At 67.9% G+C, this 17484-nt stretch carries 16 protein-coding genes and 1 tRNA gene; 6 read left to right on the forward strand and 11 right to left on the reverse strand.

From position 1 onward, the window contains the following. The first annotated feature begins 9 nt into the window (after positions 1–9). From T333_RS12925 to T333_RS12935, 3 genes are all read left to right on the forward strand, one after another. Entirely contained in the window at positions 10–1767 is a 1758-nt protein-coding gene (locus tag T333_RS12925) for a replication initiator (RefSeq protein WP_496424566.1), read from the forward strand. Then, complete coding sequence (locus tag T333_RS12930) at positions 1757–1972, forward strand: hypothetical protein (protein WP_357250142.1); 216 nt, start codon at positions 1757–1759, stop codon at positions 1970–1972. The genes T333_RS12925 and T333_RS12930 overlap by 11 nt, the downstream gene beginning before the upstream one ends. A gap of 70 nt (positions 1973–2042) precedes the next feature. Next, complete coding sequence (locus tag T333_RS12935) at positions 2043–3323, forward strand: site-specific integrase (protein ID WP_496424567.1); 1281 nt, start codon at positions 2043–2045, stop codon at positions 3321–3323. Positions 3324–3400: 77 nt separating this feature from the next. On the opposite strand, the gene T333_RS12940 is transcribed toward T333_RS12935, so the two are convergent. The 5 genes from T333_RS12940 to T333_RS12960 all read right to left on the reverse strand — a co-directional run bounded on the left by T333_RS12940 (position 3401) and on the right by T333_RS12960 (position 8100). Next, positions 3401–3473: transfer RNA gene (locus T333_RS12940), tRNA-Ala, on the reverse strand. Positions 3474–3553: 80 nt separating this feature from the next. Further along, positions 3554–4732 carry a divisome protein SepX/GlpR gene (sepX, locus tag T333_RS12945; RefSeq protein ID WP_496424568.1) on the reverse strand — a complete coding sequence of 393 codons (1179 nt, stop codon included), beginning with the start codon at positions 4730–4732 and terminating at the stop codon, positions 3554–3556. 366 nt (positions 4733–5098) lie between these two features. Further along, complete coding sequence (locus T333_RS12950) at positions 5099–5749, reverse strand: GNAT family N-acetyltransferase (protein WP_355002099.1); 651 nt, start codon at positions 5747–5749, stop codon at positions 5099–5101. 12 nt (positions 5750–5761) lie between these two features. Next, a complete protein-coding gene (gene glp, locus T333_RS12955) occupies positions 5762–7018 on the reverse strand; it encodes a molybdotransferase-like divisome protein Glp (protein ID WP_355002100.1) in 1257 nt (418 codons plus the stop codon). Positions 7019–7143: 125 nt separating this feature from the next. Next, positions 7144–8100, reverse strand: coding sequence for a UTP--glucose-1-phosphate uridylyltransferase (locus tag T333_RS12960; RefSeq protein WP_496424569.1), 957 nt, complete (start codon positions 8098–8100; stop codon positions 7144–7146). A gap of 79 nt (positions 8101–8179) precedes the next feature. On the opposite strand from T333_RS12960, the gene T333_RS12965 reads away from it, so the two are divergent. The 3 genes from T333_RS12965 (at position 8180) to T333_RS12975 (ending at position 9904) form a co-directional block, all read left to right on the forward strand. After that, entirely contained in the window at positions 8180–8785 is a 606-nt protein-coding gene (locus tag T333_RS12965; protein ID WP_355002101.1) for a 5-formyltetrahydrofolate cyclo-ligase, read from the forward strand. Between the two features lie 68 nt (positions 8786–8853). Beyond that, the gene (locus T333_RS12970; RefSeq protein ID WP_355002102.1) at positions 8854–9147 is read left to right on the forward strand and encodes an FmdB family zinc ribbon protein; all 294 of its coding nucleotides are present in this window, start codon (positions 8854–8856) and stop codon (positions 9145–9147) included. An 88-nt stretch (positions 9148–9235) separates the two neighbouring features. Further along, positions 9236–9904 (forward strand): SAF domain-containing protein, encoded by a 669-nt coding sequence (locus T333_RS12975; protein WP_496424570.1) that lies wholly within the window; start codon positions 9236–9238, stop codon positions 9902–9904. An 895-nt stretch (positions 9905–10799) separates the two neighbouring features. On the opposite strand, the gene T333_RS12980 is transcribed toward T333_RS12975, so the two are convergent. The 6 genes from T333_RS12980 to T333_RS13005 form a co-directional block, all read right to left on the reverse strand. Then, positions 10800–11471 (reverse strand): MspA family porin, encoded by a 672-nt coding sequence (locus tag T333_RS12980; protein WP_357250125.1) that lies wholly within the window; start codon positions 11469–11471, stop codon positions 10800–10802. 137 nt (positions 11472–11608) lie between these two features. Next, the gene (locus T333_RS12985; RefSeq protein ID WP_357250122.1) at positions 11609–12283 is read right to left on the reverse strand and encodes an MspA family porin; all 675 of its coding nucleotides are present in this window, start codon (positions 12281–12283) and stop codon (positions 11609–11611) included. A gap of 696 nt (positions 12284–12979) precedes the next feature. Beyond that, positions 12980–13474 (reverse strand): MogA/MoaB family molybdenum cofactor biosynthesis protein, encoded by a 495-nt coding sequence (locus tag T333_RS12990; protein WP_067784792.1) that lies wholly within the window; start codon positions 13472–13474, stop codon positions 12980–12982. A gap of 71 nt (positions 13475–13545) precedes the next feature. Beyond that, positions 13546–14955: a S1C family serine protease gene (locus T333_RS12995; RefSeq protein ID WP_357250116.1), complete on the reverse strand. Its 1410-nt coding sequence runs from the start codon at positions 14953–14955 to the stop codon at positions 13546–13548. Positions 14956–15027: 72 nt separating this feature from the next. Beyond that, positions 15028–16494 (reverse strand): HAMP domain-containing sensor histidine kinase, encoded by a 1467-nt coding sequence (locus tag T333_RS13000; RefSeq protein WP_355002107.1) that lies wholly within the window; start codon positions 16492–16494, stop codon positions 15028–15030. Between the two features lie 11 nt (positions 16495–16505). Further along, positions 16506–17192: a response regulator transcription factor gene (locus tag T333_RS13005; protein ID WP_067784307.1), complete on the reverse strand. Its 687-nt coding sequence runs from the start codon at positions 17190–17192 to the stop codon at positions 16506–16508. Positions 17193–17484 lie beyond the last annotated feature (292 nt).

The raw sequence follows: 17484 nt of genomic DNA on the forward strand, positions 1-17484 counted from the left end.
GGTGATCTCATGACAACCACTGTCTTCGACGACGCGCCACGAGTGACCGATGAGGATGGGAAACCAGCCGGGCGCGGTCCGTCGTTTCTGGACATCGCGATAGCAGCGGCCGACCGGCACGGGGTGTGTGTGCGGCCGATCGTGCTCGAACAAACCGACACCGCGACCGGACGCGTGGCCTACGTTCCGGTGCCCTGCGGGGCCACGCGGGAATCCCAGTGCGGCCCATGCGCGCGTAAGGCCAAAGCACTTCGGCAAGCTCAATGCCGGGAAGGCTGGCACCTGAGCGAAGAACCGACCAAGCCGCGGGCACGTCCCACCTTCGACCAAGAGGGATTGATCGGCTATCGCGCTGATCTGCTCGCCCTGCTGGGCCAAGCACGCCAACAGCAGCACGCCGCCGACATCGCCGAGCTGGAGGCCGAAATCATGTGGGCCGACAAGCAACTGACCGCGCTCGGGATGCGGGGAACCCCGCCGGCATCGGCCAGCGAAGAATCCGCCGGCCGGGATAGTGAAGAGAGTTCGGCAACCGAGAAACGGCGTCGCTCGACACGTCGGCGCCAAGACGCGCCGGACCTGCCCCGCAATCCGGTCTCCGATCGCACCATCGGCCGCGAGTTCGGCGGTCACTACTCCTCGATGTTCGTCACCCTCACCATGCCCAGCTACGGCAAGGTCCACAGCGACGGCAGCGCCCGCAACCCAGAACACTACGACTACCAGCGTGCGGCATGGGATGCGATCACCTGCGCTCGGTTGTTCTCCCGCTGGATACAGAACCTACGCCGCGTGGTCGGCTGGAACGTCCAGTACTTCGCCGTGGTCGAACCCCAGAAACGCGGCGCCCCGCACATCCACATGGCATTGCGCGGGGCTATCTCCCGCGCGGTGATCCGCCAAGTCAACGAAGCCACCTACCACCAAGTGTGGTGGCCGCAACTGGGCGAGATGCGCTATCCCGGTGCCGTCGTGCCGGTGTGGGACCCGCGCCGCGAGACCTTCATCGACCCCGGCAGCAAAGCGGGACTGACCGACTGGGACGACGCCTTAGACACCATCGGCCTCACCGACGAACCCGCGCACAAAGCAGCGTTCGGGCCGCGCATCGATATCCAAGGCATCGCCGCAGGCACCAAAGCCGCCAGCGAGGCAATCGGGTACCTGTGCAAGTACCTCACCAAATCGGTCACCGAGGTTCTACACGCACGCACCGCACGCCAGCACGACCACTACGACCGACTACACGCCGCACTGTGCCGCACCCCCTGTAGTCCGCGGTGCGCTATCTGGCTGCTCTACGGCATCATCCCCAAGGGCGCCACCGCCAAGACCGTGCCAGGAGTCTGCAAGGCACGCGCACATCGGCGCGAAACCCTCGCCCTGCCAGGTAACCGGGTGCTGACCTCGGAGCAGTGGACCGGCAAGACGCTCGGCGACCACAAGGCCGACCGGATGGAGTTCGTCCGAAATCGCCTGGCCGCCGTCGGCATCGAGAAGCCTGCCACCGATCCGCGCCGCTACACCTGGGCCACCATCGCCCCCGGCACCCGAACACCATCACGCGCGAAACTGCTTATGACCGCCATCGCCGAACGCATCACCTGGCGAGCCGAATACGACCGAGCCCTGCTCGCTGCCGCCGATCCACCACGACCGGACGAGGACGGGTGTTCGGCAACACCGACTTGTGCCACACCCACAGTGCAGCAAATATCCAGCAACGACAATGGTGTTGACCGGACAGGAGCCCCCGATGTCTGCTGAGCACGAACACACCGTGCCGATTCGCCGGTGGGCAACCACCAAAGATGCTGCCGCACACATCTGCGTGAACCCGGAAGTGCTCCGGCGCTGGAACCGCAATCGTGACAAGTACCCGTGGCTACCGAGACCCAAGCGGGTCGGAAAGGATTTCCGTTGGGATCTGAACGCGCTGGACGCGGCCCTGGAGGCCCGCGAGGAACCGTGACGCACCCAGCAAAGGGACGGCAGTGAAACGAGGCAGACCCGCCCGTCCCATCGGTGTCCCCGGTGCCCCGATGTTGACCGAATTGTCCCCTGGACGTTGGGAGGCAAGGATTTTGGTTCGCGATGCCTCCGGCAAGAGGCGAGACCTTAAACGTGTCTCGCCCGTCAAGCTCGACGCACGCGGCCGAAAGATCCCCGATCGCAATGGTTCACGCGCGCTGGATGCGGTCATGGCGGCGGCCACGAGCATCCGTGTGGACCTGGGCGGGGAGCTGTCGGAGTCCACGAGCGTTCGGCAACTGTGGGCGCTGTATCGGGCACATCTGGTCGAACAGGGCCGTGCGGGTAACACGCTGGATCGCTACGACGTGGTCGCGGAGTTGTTCAACACCGCGTTCGGTGAGCGGCGGCTTCTCGAGGTCACCACCTCAGCGGTGGAGGCGTTCCTCAAACAGGTAGGCGAAGCCAAGGGGCCGTCCTCGATGCGCACGGCCCGAAACGTGCTGTCGGGGATGTTCCGTTACGCCGTGCGCAAAGATGCACTGACCGTGAACCCAGTCCGGGAATCGCAGATGGCCAAGAACATCGAGGCCAAGGGCCGCACCGGTGGCGCCCGCGATCTCACCATCGATGAGTTGCGGTTCATCCTCACCGCTGTACGAACCTCGCAGGTGCCTTGCCCGCGCAAGCTGTCCAGGGCCGAGCGCAACCGGGGCACACCGGTTAAGGCGTACACCCCGCCAACGGTCGCCGACTACTGCGACAGCGCCGACCTGGCCGACCTGGTGACTCTGCTCGCGGCAACCGGGCTGCGGCGCAGTCAGATACTCGGCCTGTTGTGGTCGGATATCGACATCGAGGCACGCACCCTGCGCACCACTGGCAAGGTCGTCCGAGTGAAAGGCGACGGCTTGGTCCGCCTGGAGGTGGAGGACGACCCGAAGAACCGGCGCAACACCATCGCCCTACCCGACTTCGCCGTTCAGATGTTGAAGCGGCGTCGAGCGGCACTCGCGGCCCGAAAACTGGCGTCACCTCCCGACTCGGACGCACCAACGCTCGATCTGGTGTTCCCCTCGGCGGTGTGGACAATGCGCGATCCGCAGAACGTCGGCCACGAATGGCAGCGCGTTCGAGACGCCCTCGGTATGGCCGACGACATCACCGCACACAGCTTCCGTCATGCGGTGGCGACGATCCTCGATGACGCCGGGCTGTCGGCGCGAGTCACCGCTGATGTCCTCGGCCACGCCGACCCCGCCATGACACAACGGCACTACATGGCACGCGGGCGAACCCACCACGCCGCCGCCGAAGCACTCGAACGCGCGGTCACCGGGGCAGGGACATAGTTGGGACTTAGTTGGAAGATGCGAAAGGGCGGGTTCCCGAGCTTGACTCGAAAACCCGCCCTTACCTGCGGAAACTGTGGAGCTAAGGGGAATCGAACCCCTGACCTTCTCGATGCGAACGAGACGCGCTACCAACTGCGCTATAGCCCCGTGCGGTTCCCGGGGGAACCGCGCTGTGCCACTGTAGCAGGCGATGCGGCGAGATACCGAATCGCCTGCCTGAGCTGCGGTTATTCGCCTACTGCCCGGCGCATGTCGCCGCTGGCGCGGCCGCGGAGGGCGCGGGCGGTGGCGGGGTCGAAGGTGTCGAGGTGTTCGAACATCGGGTCTTCGTCGACGGCGTCGAGGAGGGCGGAGCGGCGGCGCAGGGCGCGGGCGGTCTCGCGGTCCATGCCGCGGCGGGTCTCGGTGTCGTCGTCGTGCTGATCCTCGTGGTCGTCGCGGTCCCGGGTGAGGCGGGACGCGCGGCGGCGGCGGATCTCCTCTTCCATGCGGACCTGCCTGCGCAGGTACGCAAGGTAGGTGCCGAGGACGACGGTGGACAGTCCGCAGGCCCACCACAGCAGCGGGCTGACGACGATCGCCAGCGCGCCGCAGAGGATGCCGGTCAGCAGCAGGCCGAGGACGGCGCGCTGCCGGAAGGTGTAGCGGGCGGCGCGGGCCATCGCGTCGGCTTCCGGGTCGAAGCCACCGCGGCCGCGCCGGGTCGGGACGAATTCCGGTTCGTCCGAGTCGGTGTGGTATTCGGGGTCCGAGGCGCGCGCGGGTGCGGCGGAACGGGCGGGCGGGATACGTGCCGTGGTGGGTTCGTAATACGCCGCGGCCTCTTCGTCGTCATCGGCCACGTCGTCATCATCGGACGCGGCGTCCGCGTCCGCAGGCGTTCGGGCCGTCTCGGTGTCGTTCTCGTCCGAATCGAGATCCGAGTCGAGATCCGACTCGGAATCCGGCTCGAGATCCGCCTCGGAATCCGCCGCACGGTCGGCCTCGCTCGTCACGGCGCCCTCGTCCGTGTCGCCCGAATCCGCCTCGGCGGGTTCGTCTTCGGCGTTGTCGGAGCGGACGGCGGACGCGGGGCCCGCCTCGAGCGCCGGGAGGTCGTCCCGCGCTTCGTTGTCCTCGTCGACCTCGGTGACTTGCTCGTCGGCCGGTGCGCTCATCCGGTCCTCCGCATCATCGCTGTGGAAACGCTTTCTCTGCACTCGGGTCGGCCGATAGTCCGGGTCGCTGTCGTGCCCGGCCGCCGGCCCCTTCTTCATGCGCCGCTTGGAGCCGCCGCGGTGCAACACGCGGGTCGCCAGTGCCGCGTCGGTGGTCTGCCGGATCCTGGGGTGCCGGTCGGCCAAGATCGGGAACAGGACGAAGACCCAGAGCACGACGAGCCCGATCCAGAGAATCGAGTTCGGCATCAGGTCAACACCTCCGTCCCCACCTGTTCGTCCATTCGGCCCGCGCCCGGATGGCGTACCGCGTCGTGCGTTCGCTACCGCTCACGCGCTCGGACGCGGCCCTCGGTCCGAAGACGCCTCTCAGGCTCCCTGCCGGTACCGCAAGACGCGGTACCGACGTCCGTAGGTTAATTCGGCGCACCACGCGAATACGGCAGGCGCGCCGTGCACATCCGCCACATCTGTCACAAACACTGCCCTCCGTCCGCGTGCCTCGCGGGAGTTGACGTGTCACGCCGGTATCGTCCTGCTGATCCCGTATCGATTGCCCGGCCGAAGGCCGTCCCGAGACCCGTGCATGGCCGCGGCGAAGGCGAATCGAGGATCTCAGGGCAGGATGACCCGCCCGTCTCGCACCAGCCGATCCATCACGGTTCCGCTGATTTCCTCGACCGTCAGACCGACGAGCAGATGGTCGCGCCAGGCGCCGTCCACATCGAGGTAGCGGCGAAGCAGGCCCTCCTCCCGGAAGCCCACATTGCGCAGAACCGCCTGGCTGGCAAGGTTTTCCGGACGCACCGTCGCCTCGACGCGGTGCAGGCCGACCGGCCCGAAGCAGTGGTCGAGTCCGAGCGCGAGCGCGGCGGTGGCCACGCCCTGCCCGCTCAGGTCCTTGGCCACCCAGTAACCGATCCACGCCGAGCGCAGCGCCCCGCGCACGATGTTGCCGACGGTCAACTGGCCGCTGAAAGCGCCGTCCACCTCGATGACGAGCGGGATCATCGCACCACGTCTGGCCTCGGCCTTCAGGCTCGACCACAGCGAGGGCCAGTTCGACGCGTGATTGCGTGCCTCCCACGCGCCCCGTCCGGTCGGCTCCCACGGCTCCAGATGCTCGCGGTCGCGTAGGCGGATGCGGCTCCATGCCGTGGCGTCGCGCAACCGCACGGGCCGCAGCGTGACCTGTCCCGCGGCGACGCGCACCGGACCGAGACGCGCGGGCCACCCCGGATGCTGGGTCACCCGGAAGACGTTCATCGACTCCACGCTTCAGCCGCGCTGGGAGAGAAAGGCGACCTGCACCTCGTCACCGGTCCTGACCTCGGTGTCCTCCGGGTCGATGATGATCAGGCTGTTCGCCTCGGCCATGGTGGCCAGCAGATGCGAGGAACCGGCGCCGCCGCCGAGGGGCTGCACCAGGTAGTCGCCGGTGGCTTCGTCGCGCATGAGCTGGGCGCGCAGAAAGCCTTTGCGCCCGACCATCGAACTGATGGGGGTGATGGTTCTGGCCCGGATGATGCGGCGCATCGGATGTCTGCGGCCCAGCGCGATCCGGATCAGCGGACGCACCATCACCTCGAAGACCACCAGCGCGCCAACGGGATTCGACGGCAGCAGGAAGGTCGGCACCTCGTCGCGCCCGAGCCTGCCGAAACCCTGCACCGAACCGGGATGCATGGCGACACGGTCGATTTCGAGATCGCCGAGCCCCTCCAGCGCCTCGCGCACCTGCTCGGAGGCCCAGCCGCCGACCGCGCCCGCGATGACGACGACCTCCGAACGCACCAGCTGACCCTCGACGACATCGCGCAGCCGTCGCGGATCCGCGCTGACGATGCCGACGCGATTCACGTCCGCGCCCGCGTCCCTGGCGGCCGCGGCCAGCGCGTAGGAGTTGACGTCGTAGACCTGGCCGGGGCCGGGCGTGCGATCGATGTCGATCAGCTCGCCGCCGACCGAGATCACCGACAGCCGCGGCCGCGGATGCACGAGCACCTTGTCCTGGCCCACCGCGGCGAGCAGACCCACTTGAGCGGGACCGATGATGGTGCCCGCGCGCACCGCGACATCGCCGGGCTGCACGTCGTCGCCGATGCGCCGCACGTAATCGCCGGAGCGGACGGGCTCGTAGACCTTGATCCTGGCCCGGCCGCCGTCGGTGAAGTCCAGCGGCAGCACGGCGTCGGCGAGCGTCGGCAGCGGAGCTCCGGTGTCGACGCGCACCGTCTGGCGCGGCTGCAACCGGATCGGCTGCCGGGAACCCGCGACCACCTCGCCGACCACCGGCAACGTCAGATCGACCAGTTCGCCGTCCTCGTCGCGGATATCGGACCCGGCGGCGGCCACGTCGACGCTGCGCACCGCGTAACCGTCGATGGCCGCCTGGTCGAAACCGGGCAGCGGCCGCTCGGTGACCACGTCCTCGGCGCACAGCAGGCCCTGGGCCTCGGAGATCGCGACCCGGACCGGCCGGGGCGCGACCGCCGCCGCGGTCACCTTGATCTGCTGATCCTCAACCGAGCGCATCCAGCCCTTCCTGATCTACTCCGCACATCGAACCGATTCCGCCGCACGCGCTTCGGACGCAACCGCGTTCGGTGAACCATCATTCGTACCCGACGGTCCACTGTCGACGAAAGCCGAGCTTTCGCTCAGTCGTCCGTCGTCAGCTGCGGATCCCAGTCCGGACCGAGCCGGTGCTGCAGCCACTCCCGCAGGGCAGGGCCGTATTCCTCTCGTTCCAAAGCGAAATCGACCGCAGCACGAAGATAACCGCCCGGGTTGCCCAAATCGTGGCGCGACCCACGGTGCACGACGACGTGAACCGGGTGTCCCTCGTCGATCAGCAGCGCGATGGCGTCGGTGAGTTGCAGCTCACCTCCGGCGCCCGGCTCGATCCGCCGCAGCGCGTCGAAGATGGCCCGGTCCAACAGATATCGGCCCGCGGCCGCGAAGGTCGACGGCGCGTCCGCGAGCGCGGGCTTCTCCACCATTCCGTTGACCCGCAACACGTTCGGATTGGTCGCGTCGGGCACCGGCGCGACGTCGAAGACGCCGTAGGCGCTGACCTGGTCCTTCGGCACATCGATGGCGCACAGCACGCTGCCGCCGCGCTTGCGCCGGACGCGGCTCATCACGTCGAGCACGCCGCAGGGCAGCACCAGGTCGTCCGGGAGCAGGACCGCGATCGCGTCCTCGTCGTCGTCGAGCGCCCGCTCGGCCTGCGCCACCGCGTGACCGAGGCCGAGGGGCTCCTCCTGCACCACCGAGGTGACGTCCAGCAGGGCGGGCGCCTTGCGCACCTTCTCCAGCAACTGGAATTTGCCGCGCTCGGCGAGGGTGCTCTCCAGCACCAGGTCCTCGACGAAGTGGGCGACGACACCGTCCTTGCCCGGCGAGGTCACGATCACGAGCCGGTTCGCGCCGGAATCGGCGGCCTCGCTCGCGACCAGCTCGATGCCCGGTGTGTCGACCACCGGCAGCAACTCCTTGGGCACCGTCTTGGTCGCGGGCAGGAAACGGGTCCCGAGCCCGGCCGCGGGCACGACTGCCGTGCGGAAACACGACGTCGGCGCACCATCCGCGGACTGTCCTGCCTGTGCTGTCATACGCATACCCTATCCATCCATCACACCGCCCGACCGCCGTCGCGGCGACCTGGCACCCGGTGAGCTTATGGTGATCCCCATGGAGATGCCCGGCGAGCGGGACAAACATGCATGGCGTGGCGAAATTCTCGCCCGGCGGGCGGCGGTGCCCGCGGACGAGCGTGAGCGGGAGGCGCTGGCGCTGGCCGAAGCGATCGGCAAGTTCGAGACACCGCTGGTGTCCGAATGGGTGTGCGCCTACGTGCCGGTACGCGACGAGCCCGGGTCGATGGCCCAATTGGAAGCGCTGCGAGAGTCCGGGGCGCGCATACTCCTGCCGCTCACCGGCGATTCGGGACCGTTGAACTGGTCCGAGTACACGGGCCCCGCCGACCTGCGCCGGGCCAGGTACGGGCTGCGGGAGCCGAGTGGGCCCCCGCTGGGCGTCGAGGCCGTCGCGCTGGCCGAGCTGATCCTGATTCCCGCGCTCGCGGTGGACCGGCGCGGCGTCCGGCTGGGGCGCGGAGCCGGGCACTACGACCGCACGTTGGGCGCCGCGCGGCCGGGCGCCCGGCTGGTCGCGGTGGTGCGCGACGACGAATTCGTGGACCGGCTGCCGGAAGAACCACACGACCTGCGGATGGGCTGGGTGCTCACGCCGCGCGGTGGATTGCGGCAACTCGGCGGCGATCGGGTCGCGGAATGAAGGACCGATTGGCGGCGTTGGCACTGTCGACTGTAGAGTGCTAGTCGACGAACCCTGCGGAGGATCCTGTGCCAACTTATTCATACGCGTGCACCCAGTGTGACAACCGCTTCGACATCGTGCAGTCCTTCACCGACGACGCACTGACGGTCTGCGAGAACTGCTCCGGGAAGCTGCGCAAGCTGTTCAACTCGGTCGGCATCGTGTTCAAGGGCAGTGGTTTCTACCGCACCGACAGCCGCGGCGGCGCGTCCACCGCGAGCGAGCCCGCGAAGTCCGACAGCGGCTCCAGTTCGTCGAGTTCCGATTCGAGCTCGTCGAGCAGCTCGAGCTCGACCACCAGCACGGCCGTCGCCAGCTGATTTCCCGGCTTATCCACAGCCTCTCGCCCATCCACAGATCGCCTTTTCGGTGACCGGCGCGGTGTGATCCTGGCCATAGGATCCGGCCATGACTCGCGCACTCGCCGATCTCGGTCGCGGCAGCCCGCTGCGCTTCGCGCTGTGGAATCGGCCGCCTTGGCTCGATGGACTGCTCGCCCGCCGTGTCTTCGCGGCGACTCTGACGCTCCTGGCCGTGTTTCTCTTCGCGCGCGGGAATCCGAGCGCGGAGCGGGCGGAGGTCGTCGTCGCCGGGCGTGATCTACCGCCCGGCAAGGTGCTCGAATCGGGGGATCTGAGATCCGTGCCGCGCGAATCCGGCACGCTCCCCGTCGGTGCGGTGCGCGACCCCGCGACGCTGCTCGGCGCCACATCGACCGGCGCGATGCGAGCCGGTGAGGTGTTCACCGATCTGCGGGTGATCGGTCCGCGCTTGGCCGAGGTGGCAGCGGGCGCGCGTGACGCGCGAATAGTCCCGATCCGGCTGGCGGACACGGCGGTGGCGGAGATCCTTAGGCCGGGTGACCGCGTCGACGTGATCGGCGGCGACGAGCAACAAGGACTCGGCGCCCGACCGGCTCGCACGCTGGTCAGCAACGCCGCCGTGGTCTTGGTCTCCCAGCCCGGCGAGCGGCGGGGCGCGGCGGACCGGGTGGTGCTGGTCGCCATGGATTCGGAACACGCCACGGTGGTCGCCGCCGCTTCGCTGCACACCGCACTCACGGTCGTCTTCCATTGACGCCCGGCTCCCCGTATTTCGTGACACGGGCTTCGGCGGGTTGCCGAAGCGCCGGAACCACTGCTCGGTGGTCAGGTCGGCGATATCGCCTTGGTTCGCCGAACATTAACCAACTAGGTCGAAAAGCATCGCCTGATACCCGGCACGGCAAGCTTCTCCGAGGGCGCCCCCCAGCTCCGCCGAAGAGGAGAAACCGGTAATGCTCGAGGGGTCGAGGGATTTGTTCTCTGCACAAACATCGTCTACCTGGCTATTTCGACAGCAATCGGCACCGCTTTCGTCGCGCTCGCCACCGAGGCCACCAACGGAATCAACGATTCGCTATTCGCCGTTCTCGACGGTAGTCAGGAACCCGGCGCGGTTTCTACTTGATTGCCGACAAGCCATATGCGTTCAGATCGATATGTCGCCACCACGCCCATGGAGTTTCGCTATTACCGAAACGGCGCTGAATTCCATGCTGGAACTGGCCGCCGCGAAGATGAAAGCGTTTCGGCGGCCACAGGGAAGAGCTACTGCGATGCCGCGATTCTGGCACAGATCCGCGACCCGCTAGCCGAGGGCCGCATGAGCGCGGGCGGCGCGCGCCGAAACGAACGGGAAGCGGGCTCCGGAGCTGCGGCCCCGGGAAGCCCGCTTCCGCCGGCCGTCCGGTTTGTCCCCTCCGAACGACAGATCCAGCCTAACGCGAGCGAACACTCGGCATTAACCAGCATGTCACTCGGCGTTCCACCGATGATCATGTTCGGCCCTCGGAGGCCGCCCACAGGGACGAAAACGGGCCCGTCGCCGAAACGACGGGCCCGTTCATTCGAGACGTCAGGCGTACTCGAGAGATCGGCGCAGCCGGACGAATTCCGCCGACGACCAACACGTGGCCGCGGCGGAGGGTGCATCAGCCGAGGCTGAAGGGCTGACCCCACAGCGTCACCCAGGTGACGACGTTGTCGGTCTCGACCTCCACGCTGACGAAGGCGCGGGCCTGCGCGTAGCCACCGCAGCCCGCGAGGCCGATGGTGGAGTCGGACCAGGTGACCGAGCCGTTGCTGCCCTTGAACTTGTTGCGCTTCTTGTGCGCCTCGTTGCCGAAGTCGTCGGCCTCCTCGATGTCGAGGATGTAGAACGAGGTCGCCTGGCCGGGGCCGAGCGACAGGTTGCCGCCGCTGCTCGCGCCGATGCTCGGGCTCTCACCCTGCCAGTCGCTACCGGCCTCGACGCCGCCCTCGGCGCCGCCGCCCGCGATGTTCACCTGGCAGCCGACGGTGTAGCCCGGGAAGATCTTGCCGCCGGCTTCCGAACCGGTGCCGGACAGCTCGACCTGAGCGGAGCCGGAGACCCACGCGTTGCGGTGCACCGGGGTGGAACCCATGGACGGGCTGATGAGCGCGGATTCGCCGACCAGGCGGACGGTCACCACGGTGCCGTCGGACAGGTGCTTGACGATCTCGCCGCCCGGCAGCGGAACGAAGGTATCGGCGTTGGCGGCGCCGGTGGAGAACAGGCCCATGGCGATGGTGGCGGCGGCACCGACACCGGCCATCCGCGCCACGTTCTTACGGTTGATCATTTCGTTGTACCCCTCGAGGGTTGAATTCGCTTGAGCGAGAAGATTTTTCGTGTTCGATCGACGGCGGCCCCAGGCACGTCTCGGTCACTCGCGCGACCGCTTCCGGCCCGAGCACGCCGCTGGGGACTCGACAGACGTCAGCCGATGCTGAACGGCGCTCCGTAGAGGGTGGTCTTCGAGTAGTGGTCACCGATGATCTCGACCACGGTGTAGGCGCGCGCTTGGGCGTAGCCGGCGCAGCCCTGGATCTCGATCTCGGCGTCCTGGTACTCGACCGAGTACACACCCGGCTTCAGGATGTCCTTGTAGTCGATCTGCACGAACTTCACTTCGCCCGGGCCGAGGTTGAGGCCGATGGAGCCGCCCATGCTGAAACCATCGAGGTTGACGCCGCCGGAGACGCCCGCGGAGATGGCGTCGTCCGCGATGCTGACCTGGCAGCCGACGATGTAGCCGGTGCTCAGCTGGGACGCGCCGTGCGTCGAGGAGTTGTTGCTGCCCGGGCCGCCGGCGGGGCCGTTGTTCGGGCCGACTTCACCCTCGGGGGTGACGGTCACATCGGCGGTGGCGTTGCCCGAGACCCAGACGACGCGACCGGCGCCGTTGGCGGCAAGGGACGGCGAAATCAGGGCGCGCTCACCCGTGCGGGTGATCGTCACGCCATGACCGACCTTCTGACCGTCCGGCAACGGCACGAAGGTGTCGGCATTGGCAGCACCGGTCGACAGCAGGCCCATGGCAACGGCCGCGGCGGCGCCGACGCCCGCGACGCGGGCACCGCGACGCAGACCGTTGGTGCGGTTCTCGCTCATACTTCCCCTCATCAGGTTCAAACAGTCAACCTCGACCATCGAGGCTGGACAGTGGTCCTCTCAGGCCCAGCTCAGTTTGTCGCCCCTTTGTTGCCGGTATGTAACCGGCTGTTATTTCGGCGCAACGCCCTCACTGGCAACGGAACCGAGCCTTGTTCCGCCGGATCGACGACGTACGTGCCGTATCCGGACCCGCGGGGACCTTCGTTTGGGTGGCCCGTGGCGAAGATTAAACCGTCGGTAACTGCCTGGCAACGTAAAGAATTGTAAAGATCAATGTGATGTAGATCATAGGTGCCCACATGCCAATATCGCTTGACGTGCATAAATGCAGGCGGGAATCCCGCGCATTCGCGGAAACGATCGGCTCGAGTCGCAACGAGGCCATCGGCTGTGTACGAGACAAGGCCGTAATCGATGGCGCAGATCACAGCGCGTTATAGAAAACGGTGAGGAGGTAACGGACCCATATCGCCCGAAAGTACGTACTTAAATAGTAGGAATTAGCTCAACCGTGGTGCGGAGGCACCTGGGAGCGCAACCAGTCGTCGCCGGAGCGGCGATCGTCCGGGTCGTCACCGCGTTCGTCGCGGGTGGTGTCCGGCAGGGTGTCGCCGAAGATCCGCGCCAGACGCGCGGCGTCCCTCGCCCGGCGCGCGGCGGAGCGAGGGACGTCGGAAGAGTCGGCGGCCGGAATTATTCGGCCAATCCGGACAGTTCGCCGATCACTTTGCTGGCGAGCGGCGAGAGGGTTGCCATCCCGTCGCGGATGGCGGAGCGGGTGCCCGGCAGGTTCACGACCAGGGTGCTGCCCGAGATGCCCGCCAGACCGCGCGAGAGACCCGCGTCCAGGGAGCCCGCGACTCGGCCGGAGGAGCGCAGGGCCTCGCTGATCCCGGGCAGTTCCCGGTCCAGCACCTGCGAAGTCGCCTCGGGGGTCACGTCACGCGGCGACATACCCGTGCCGCCGACCGAGATGACCAGGTCGACGCCGCCGATCACCGCCGTGTTCAGCGCGTTGCGGATCTCCACCTCGTCGGCCTGCACCGACACCGACGCGTCCACGAGGAAACCCGCCTCGGTGAGCAGCTCGGTGACCAGCGGCCCGAGCGAGTCCACACCTCCATGCGCCGTTCGATCGTCGACGACCACCACCAGTGCACGCCCCGCCACAGGAGCATCGATTTCCATGGTGCTCACCGTAGCGCCTGTGCCGAGCAACCCGGCGGCGGCGCTGGACAATTCCGCGTCACCGAGCCGCCTCACCGGCCACCGTCCGCGGGTGCGCCGGTGAGGGTGACCTCGACGGTCTTGGGGTTGTTGCCTTGTTCGTCGGTATAGGTGACTTTCACCTTGTCTCCCGGTTGGTGTGAGCGGACGGCGGCGATGAGCGCTTCGCCGGAATCGATGGGCCGATCGTCCAGCTTGGTGATGACGGCGCCCGCCGGAATGCCAGCCTTGGCGGCGGGGCCGTCCGGGGTGGCCTCCAGCACCAGCGCGACGCTGTCCTGCGGCCGCAGCTTGATGCCGATCTGGGCGTAGGTGGCGTGGCCGTTCTTGATCAGCTCGTCGGCGACCCTGCGGGCCTGGTCCACGGGGATGGCGAAGCCGAGACCGATCGAACCGCTCTGCTGGCCGCCGAGCTCGCCGACACCGAGGCTGGCGATGGCGGTGTTGATGCCGATCAGCTTGCCGCTCGCGTCGACCAGCGCGCCGCCCGAGTTGCCCGGATTGATGGCGGCGTCGGTCTGGATCGCATCGATCACCGGCTGCGGGGCGTTCGGGTTCTGGCCGCCCTCGCCGCTGGTCGACACCGGACGGTTCAGCGCGGACACGATGCCGGTGGTGACGGTGCCCGCCAAGCCAAGCGGCGAGCCGATGGCGATCACCGGCTGGCCCACCTGCAGATTCGACGAGCTGCCCAGTTCGATCGGAGTCAGGCCGCTCTTGCCCTGCACCTTGATGACCGCCAGGTCCGAGACCGGGTCGGCGCCGACCAGCGTGGCGGGCGCGCTGCTCCCGTCGGAGAACATGACCTCCATCTTCGCGCCGGCGCCCCCGCCCGCGGCCACGTGATTGTTGGTCAGGATCAGGCCGTCGGAGGAGAGCACGACGCCGGAACCCTCGCCCTGCGCGCGGTTGCTCGCCACTTTGATCATCACGACGCTCGGCAGCACCTTCTGCGCCACCGCCTGGGTCGAACCCGCCGGGGCGTTGGACGCGTTTCCGACATTGGGCTTCGGGGCGTCGAGCGCGTTGGTCACCGAGGCTCTGCCGTCGTCGGACCGGGTGGCCAGCGCACCGACCGCACCGCCGACGCCACCGCTGAAGAGCGCCAATGCCACCGCGCCCGCGACAAGACCAGCACTGAACGAGCGCTTGGGGGGCTGCGGGGGCTGTGCGCCGAAGGCCGCGCCGGGCACGGTGTACGGGGGCGGCGGGCCGCCGGGAGCGCCGAAGCCCGGACCCGGTTCGGGGAACGGTTGCGTCTGATAGTGCTGCTGCGGCTGATGGTGCGCCGCGCCGGGCGCGGCCCATGCCGCGTGCTCGGCATGGCCGGCGGCCGGGAACTGCTCGGCATGGCCCGCGACCGGGAACTGCTCGGTCGGCCGGGGACCGGAGGCGTCCGCCTTTCCCGGTTCCACGTTTCGGTTCTGGAAATCCTCCGTCATGGCTTCTCGCTTCTCCTCACGTCTGCCGACCAGCGTGCCGACGACGGCTTAGAGCCGACTGAGACCGTGCTTTCAGTTCTCCGAGATCTGCTGAGTCGACGCGGGACCGTCACCCTCACCAGGTAACACGATACGGATCAGCGCGCCGCCGCGGTCGGACGTATCGATCGTTATCGTGCCGCCGTGCTTGGTCACCACCTGCTTGACGATGGCCAGTCCGAGCCCCGAGCCGGGCATCGAGCGGGACGCGGTGGTCCGGTAGAACCGCTCGAACACCAGCTCCCGTTCGTCCGAGGGGATGCCGGGGCCCGCGTCGTCCACCGCGAGTTCCAGCAGACCCCGTCCGGCCTCGCGCATGGTGACCAGCACCTGGGCGCCCGCCGGACTCCACTTGGCGGCGTTGTCGAGCACGTTCAGCACGGCCCGCTCCAGACCCGCCTCGTGGCCGTAGACGAACCACGGCCGCAGTTCGGCGACGAACTCGATGGCGCCGCGGCGACGCCTCGCGCGCTCCAGCGCCCGCTCGGTCACCTCGCCGAGATCGATCCGGTCGTAGACGGTCTCCGGCGCGTCCTCGCGCGCCAGGTCGACTAGGTCGCCGACGAGGGTGGACAGCTCTTCGATCTGGGCCATCACGTCCTGGCGCAGCTCGGCCATGTCCTCCTCGGGAATGGCGGGCGCGCCCGGCCTGCTCGAGGCGATGAGCAGTTCCATGTTGGTGCGCAACGAGGTCAGCGGCGTGCGCAGCTCGTGCCCGGCGTCGGCGACCAGACGCCGCTGGCGATCGCGTGATTCGGCGAGCGCCCGCAGCATCGTGTTGAAACTGTCGGTGAGCCGGGCCAATTCGTCGTCGCCGGTGACCGGGATGGGCGTGAGGTCGTCGGTGCGCGCGACGCGCTCGGTCGCGGCCGTCAGCCTGGCGATGGGTCTCAGGCCCGTGCGGCCCACCGCGGTGCCCGCGGCGGCGGCGAGCACGACGCCGCAGCCGCCGACCACGAACAACAGCCAGGCCAGCCGGTCGAGCACCTCGCGGGTCGGCTCCAGCCGCTGCGAGATGACCAGCGTCGCACCGGAGTTCGTGCGCACCGCGAGCACGCGCTGATTGCTCACCGTGCGCAGCGAGGAGTTCAGCTTGCCGTCGGCGACGGCGAACTCCTGCTCGCCCACCGGCGGAATCGTCTGCTGCGGCGGCATATAGGGCTTGTGGTCGGCGAAGATCAGCGCGACGCCGACGTCGTTGGAGAACAGACCCGCCAGGATGATCGACTGAAAGCCCATGCTCTCGAAGTTGTTGTCGATCATCGTCGACGCGCGCGCCCGCAACTGCGAGTCGACGTCGGCGTAGAGGGCCCGCGCCACCATCGCGTAGGCGGCGATGGAGGTGAAGGCGACCGCGATGGCCACCACCGACGCGGCGAGCAGGGTGACCCGCCAGCGCAGCGACACCGAGCGGGTCAGCGGCATCGGCGGCCGCATCTCGGTCGAGTCGGGCTGGCCGAGGGTCGCGATGACGGGTCGCCGTGGAACGCTTCGTGCCATTGTCGCGCGGCCTAGGGTGGGGTTTCGCGCAGGACGTAACCGACGCCGCGCACGGTGTGGATGAGCCGCGGTTCGCCCTCGGCCTCGGTCTTGCGGCGCAGGTAGCCGATGTAGACCTCGAGCGCGTTGCCGGAGGTCGGGAAATCGTAGCCCCACACCTCTTCCAGGATCCGGCTGCGGGTGAGCACCCGGCGCGGGTTGGCCATCAGCATTTCCAGCAGCGAGAACTCGGTGCGGGTCAGGCTGATCGAGCGGGAGCCGCGGGAGACCTCGCGGGTCACCGGGTCCAGCGACAGATCGGCGAACAGCATCGCCTCGGAGGTATCGCCCTGTTCGGGCGCGCGGCGGCGCAGCAGAGCGCGCAGCCGGGCCAGCAATTCCTCGAGCGCGAATGGTTTCGGCAGATAATCGTCGGCTCCGGCATCCAGTCCGGCAACCCTTTCGGAAACCGAATCGCGCGCCGTCAAAACCAGAATCGGAAGATCATCACCGGTGCTGCGCAGCCGTCGGCAAACTTCGAGCCCGTCCAATCTCGGCATCATCACGTCCAGCACGAGTGCGTCCGGCCGTTGGACGGTCGCTTTCTCCAAGGCGTCCACACCATCCACCGCGAGATCGACCGAGTAGCCGTTGAAGGTCAGCGACCGACGCAGCGATTCACGGACGGCGCGATCGTCGTCGACTACCAGAATGCGCATGCCACCAGTTTGACCGCACCGACTGAGAGTCGACTGAGAGGCCATGCCCGACACGCCGCGAACGGGGCCGGTCGGGTGACGCAGCGGAGCACCACCGATGACCTGGGGCTTTCACCGGCGTGCGCGGATTTCGGTCGTTGCGAGTCTCGCAATGGGACCGAAACTTGTTCTGCGTAGCCATATTAGAGAATTATCGCGCCGAGTCCCCCAGATTGCCGTTACCCACTCAGCACGGTATGTTCCCAGCGGTAAAAACAAGACCTCGAGTTGGTTCTCAGCGGGTTGGTCCCAT

The sequence above is a fragment of the Nocardia sp. CNS-044 genome, from assembly GCF_059570515.1.

What these genes read in the sequence shown, in the direction of transcription:
- T333_RS12925 (WP_496424566.1), top strand. Translation starts at nt 10, where the DNA reads ATGACAACCACTGTCTTCGACGACGCGCCACGAGTGACCGATGAGGAT.
- T333_RS12930 (WP_357250142.1), top strand. Translation starts at nt 1,757, where the DNA reads ATGTCTGCTGAGCACGAACACACCGTGCCGATTCGCCGGTGGGCAACC.
- T333_RS12935 (WP_496424567.1), top strand. Translation starts at nt 2,043, where the DNA reads ATGTTGACCGAATTGTCCCCTGGACGTTGGGAGGCAAGGATTTTGGTT.
- sepX (WP_496424568.1), bottom strand. Translation starts at nt 4,732, where the DNA reads ATGCCGAACTCGATTCTCTGGATCGGGCTCGTCGTGCTCTGGGTCTTC.
- T333_RS12950 (WP_355002099.1), bottom strand. Translation starts at nt 5,749, where the DNA reads ATGAACGTCTTCCGGGTGACCCAGCATCCGGGGTGGCCCGCGCGTCTC.
- glp (WP_355002100.1), bottom strand. Translation starts at nt 7,018, where the DNA reads ATGCGCTCGGTTGAGGATCAGCAGATCAAGGTGACCGCGGCGGCGGTC.
- T333_RS12960 (WP_496424569.1), bottom strand. Translation starts at nt 8,100, where the DNA reads ATGACAGCACAGGCAGGACAGTCCGCGGATGGTGCGCCGACGTCGTGT.
- T333_RS12965 (WP_355002101.1), top strand. Translation starts at nt 8,180, where the DNA reads ATGGAGATGCCCGGCGAGCGGGACAAACATGCATGGCGTGGCGAAATT.
- T333_RS12975 (WP_496424570.1), top strand. Translation starts at nt 9,236, where the DNA reads ATGACTCGCGCACTCGCCGATCTCGGTCGCGGCAGCCCGCTGCGCTTC.
- T333_RS12980 (WP_357250125.1), bottom strand. Translation starts at nt 11,471, where the DNA reads ATGATCAACCGTAAGAACGTGGCGCGGATGGCCGGTGTCGGTGCCGCC.
- T333_RS12985 (WP_357250122.1), bottom strand. Translation starts at nt 12,283, where the DNA reads ATGAGCGAGAACCGCACCAACGGTCTGCGTCGCGGTGCCCGCGTCGCG.
- T333_RS12990 (WP_067784792.1), bottom strand. Translation starts at nt 13,474, where the DNA reads ATGGAAATCGATGCTCCTGTGGCGGGGCGTGCACTGGTGGTGGTCGTC.
- T333_RS12995 (WP_357250116.1), bottom strand. Translation starts at nt 14,955, where the DNA reads ATGACGGAGGATTTCCAGAACCGAAACGTGGAACCGGGAAAGGCGGAC.
- T333_RS13000 (WP_355002107.1), bottom strand. Translation starts at nt 16,494, where the DNA reads ATGGCACGAAGCGTTCCACGGCGACCCGTCATCGCGACCCTCGGCCAG.
- T333_RS13005 (WP_067784307.1), bottom strand. Translation starts at nt 17,192, where the DNA reads ATGCGCATTCTGGTAGTCGACGACGATCGCGCCGTCCGTGAATCGCTG.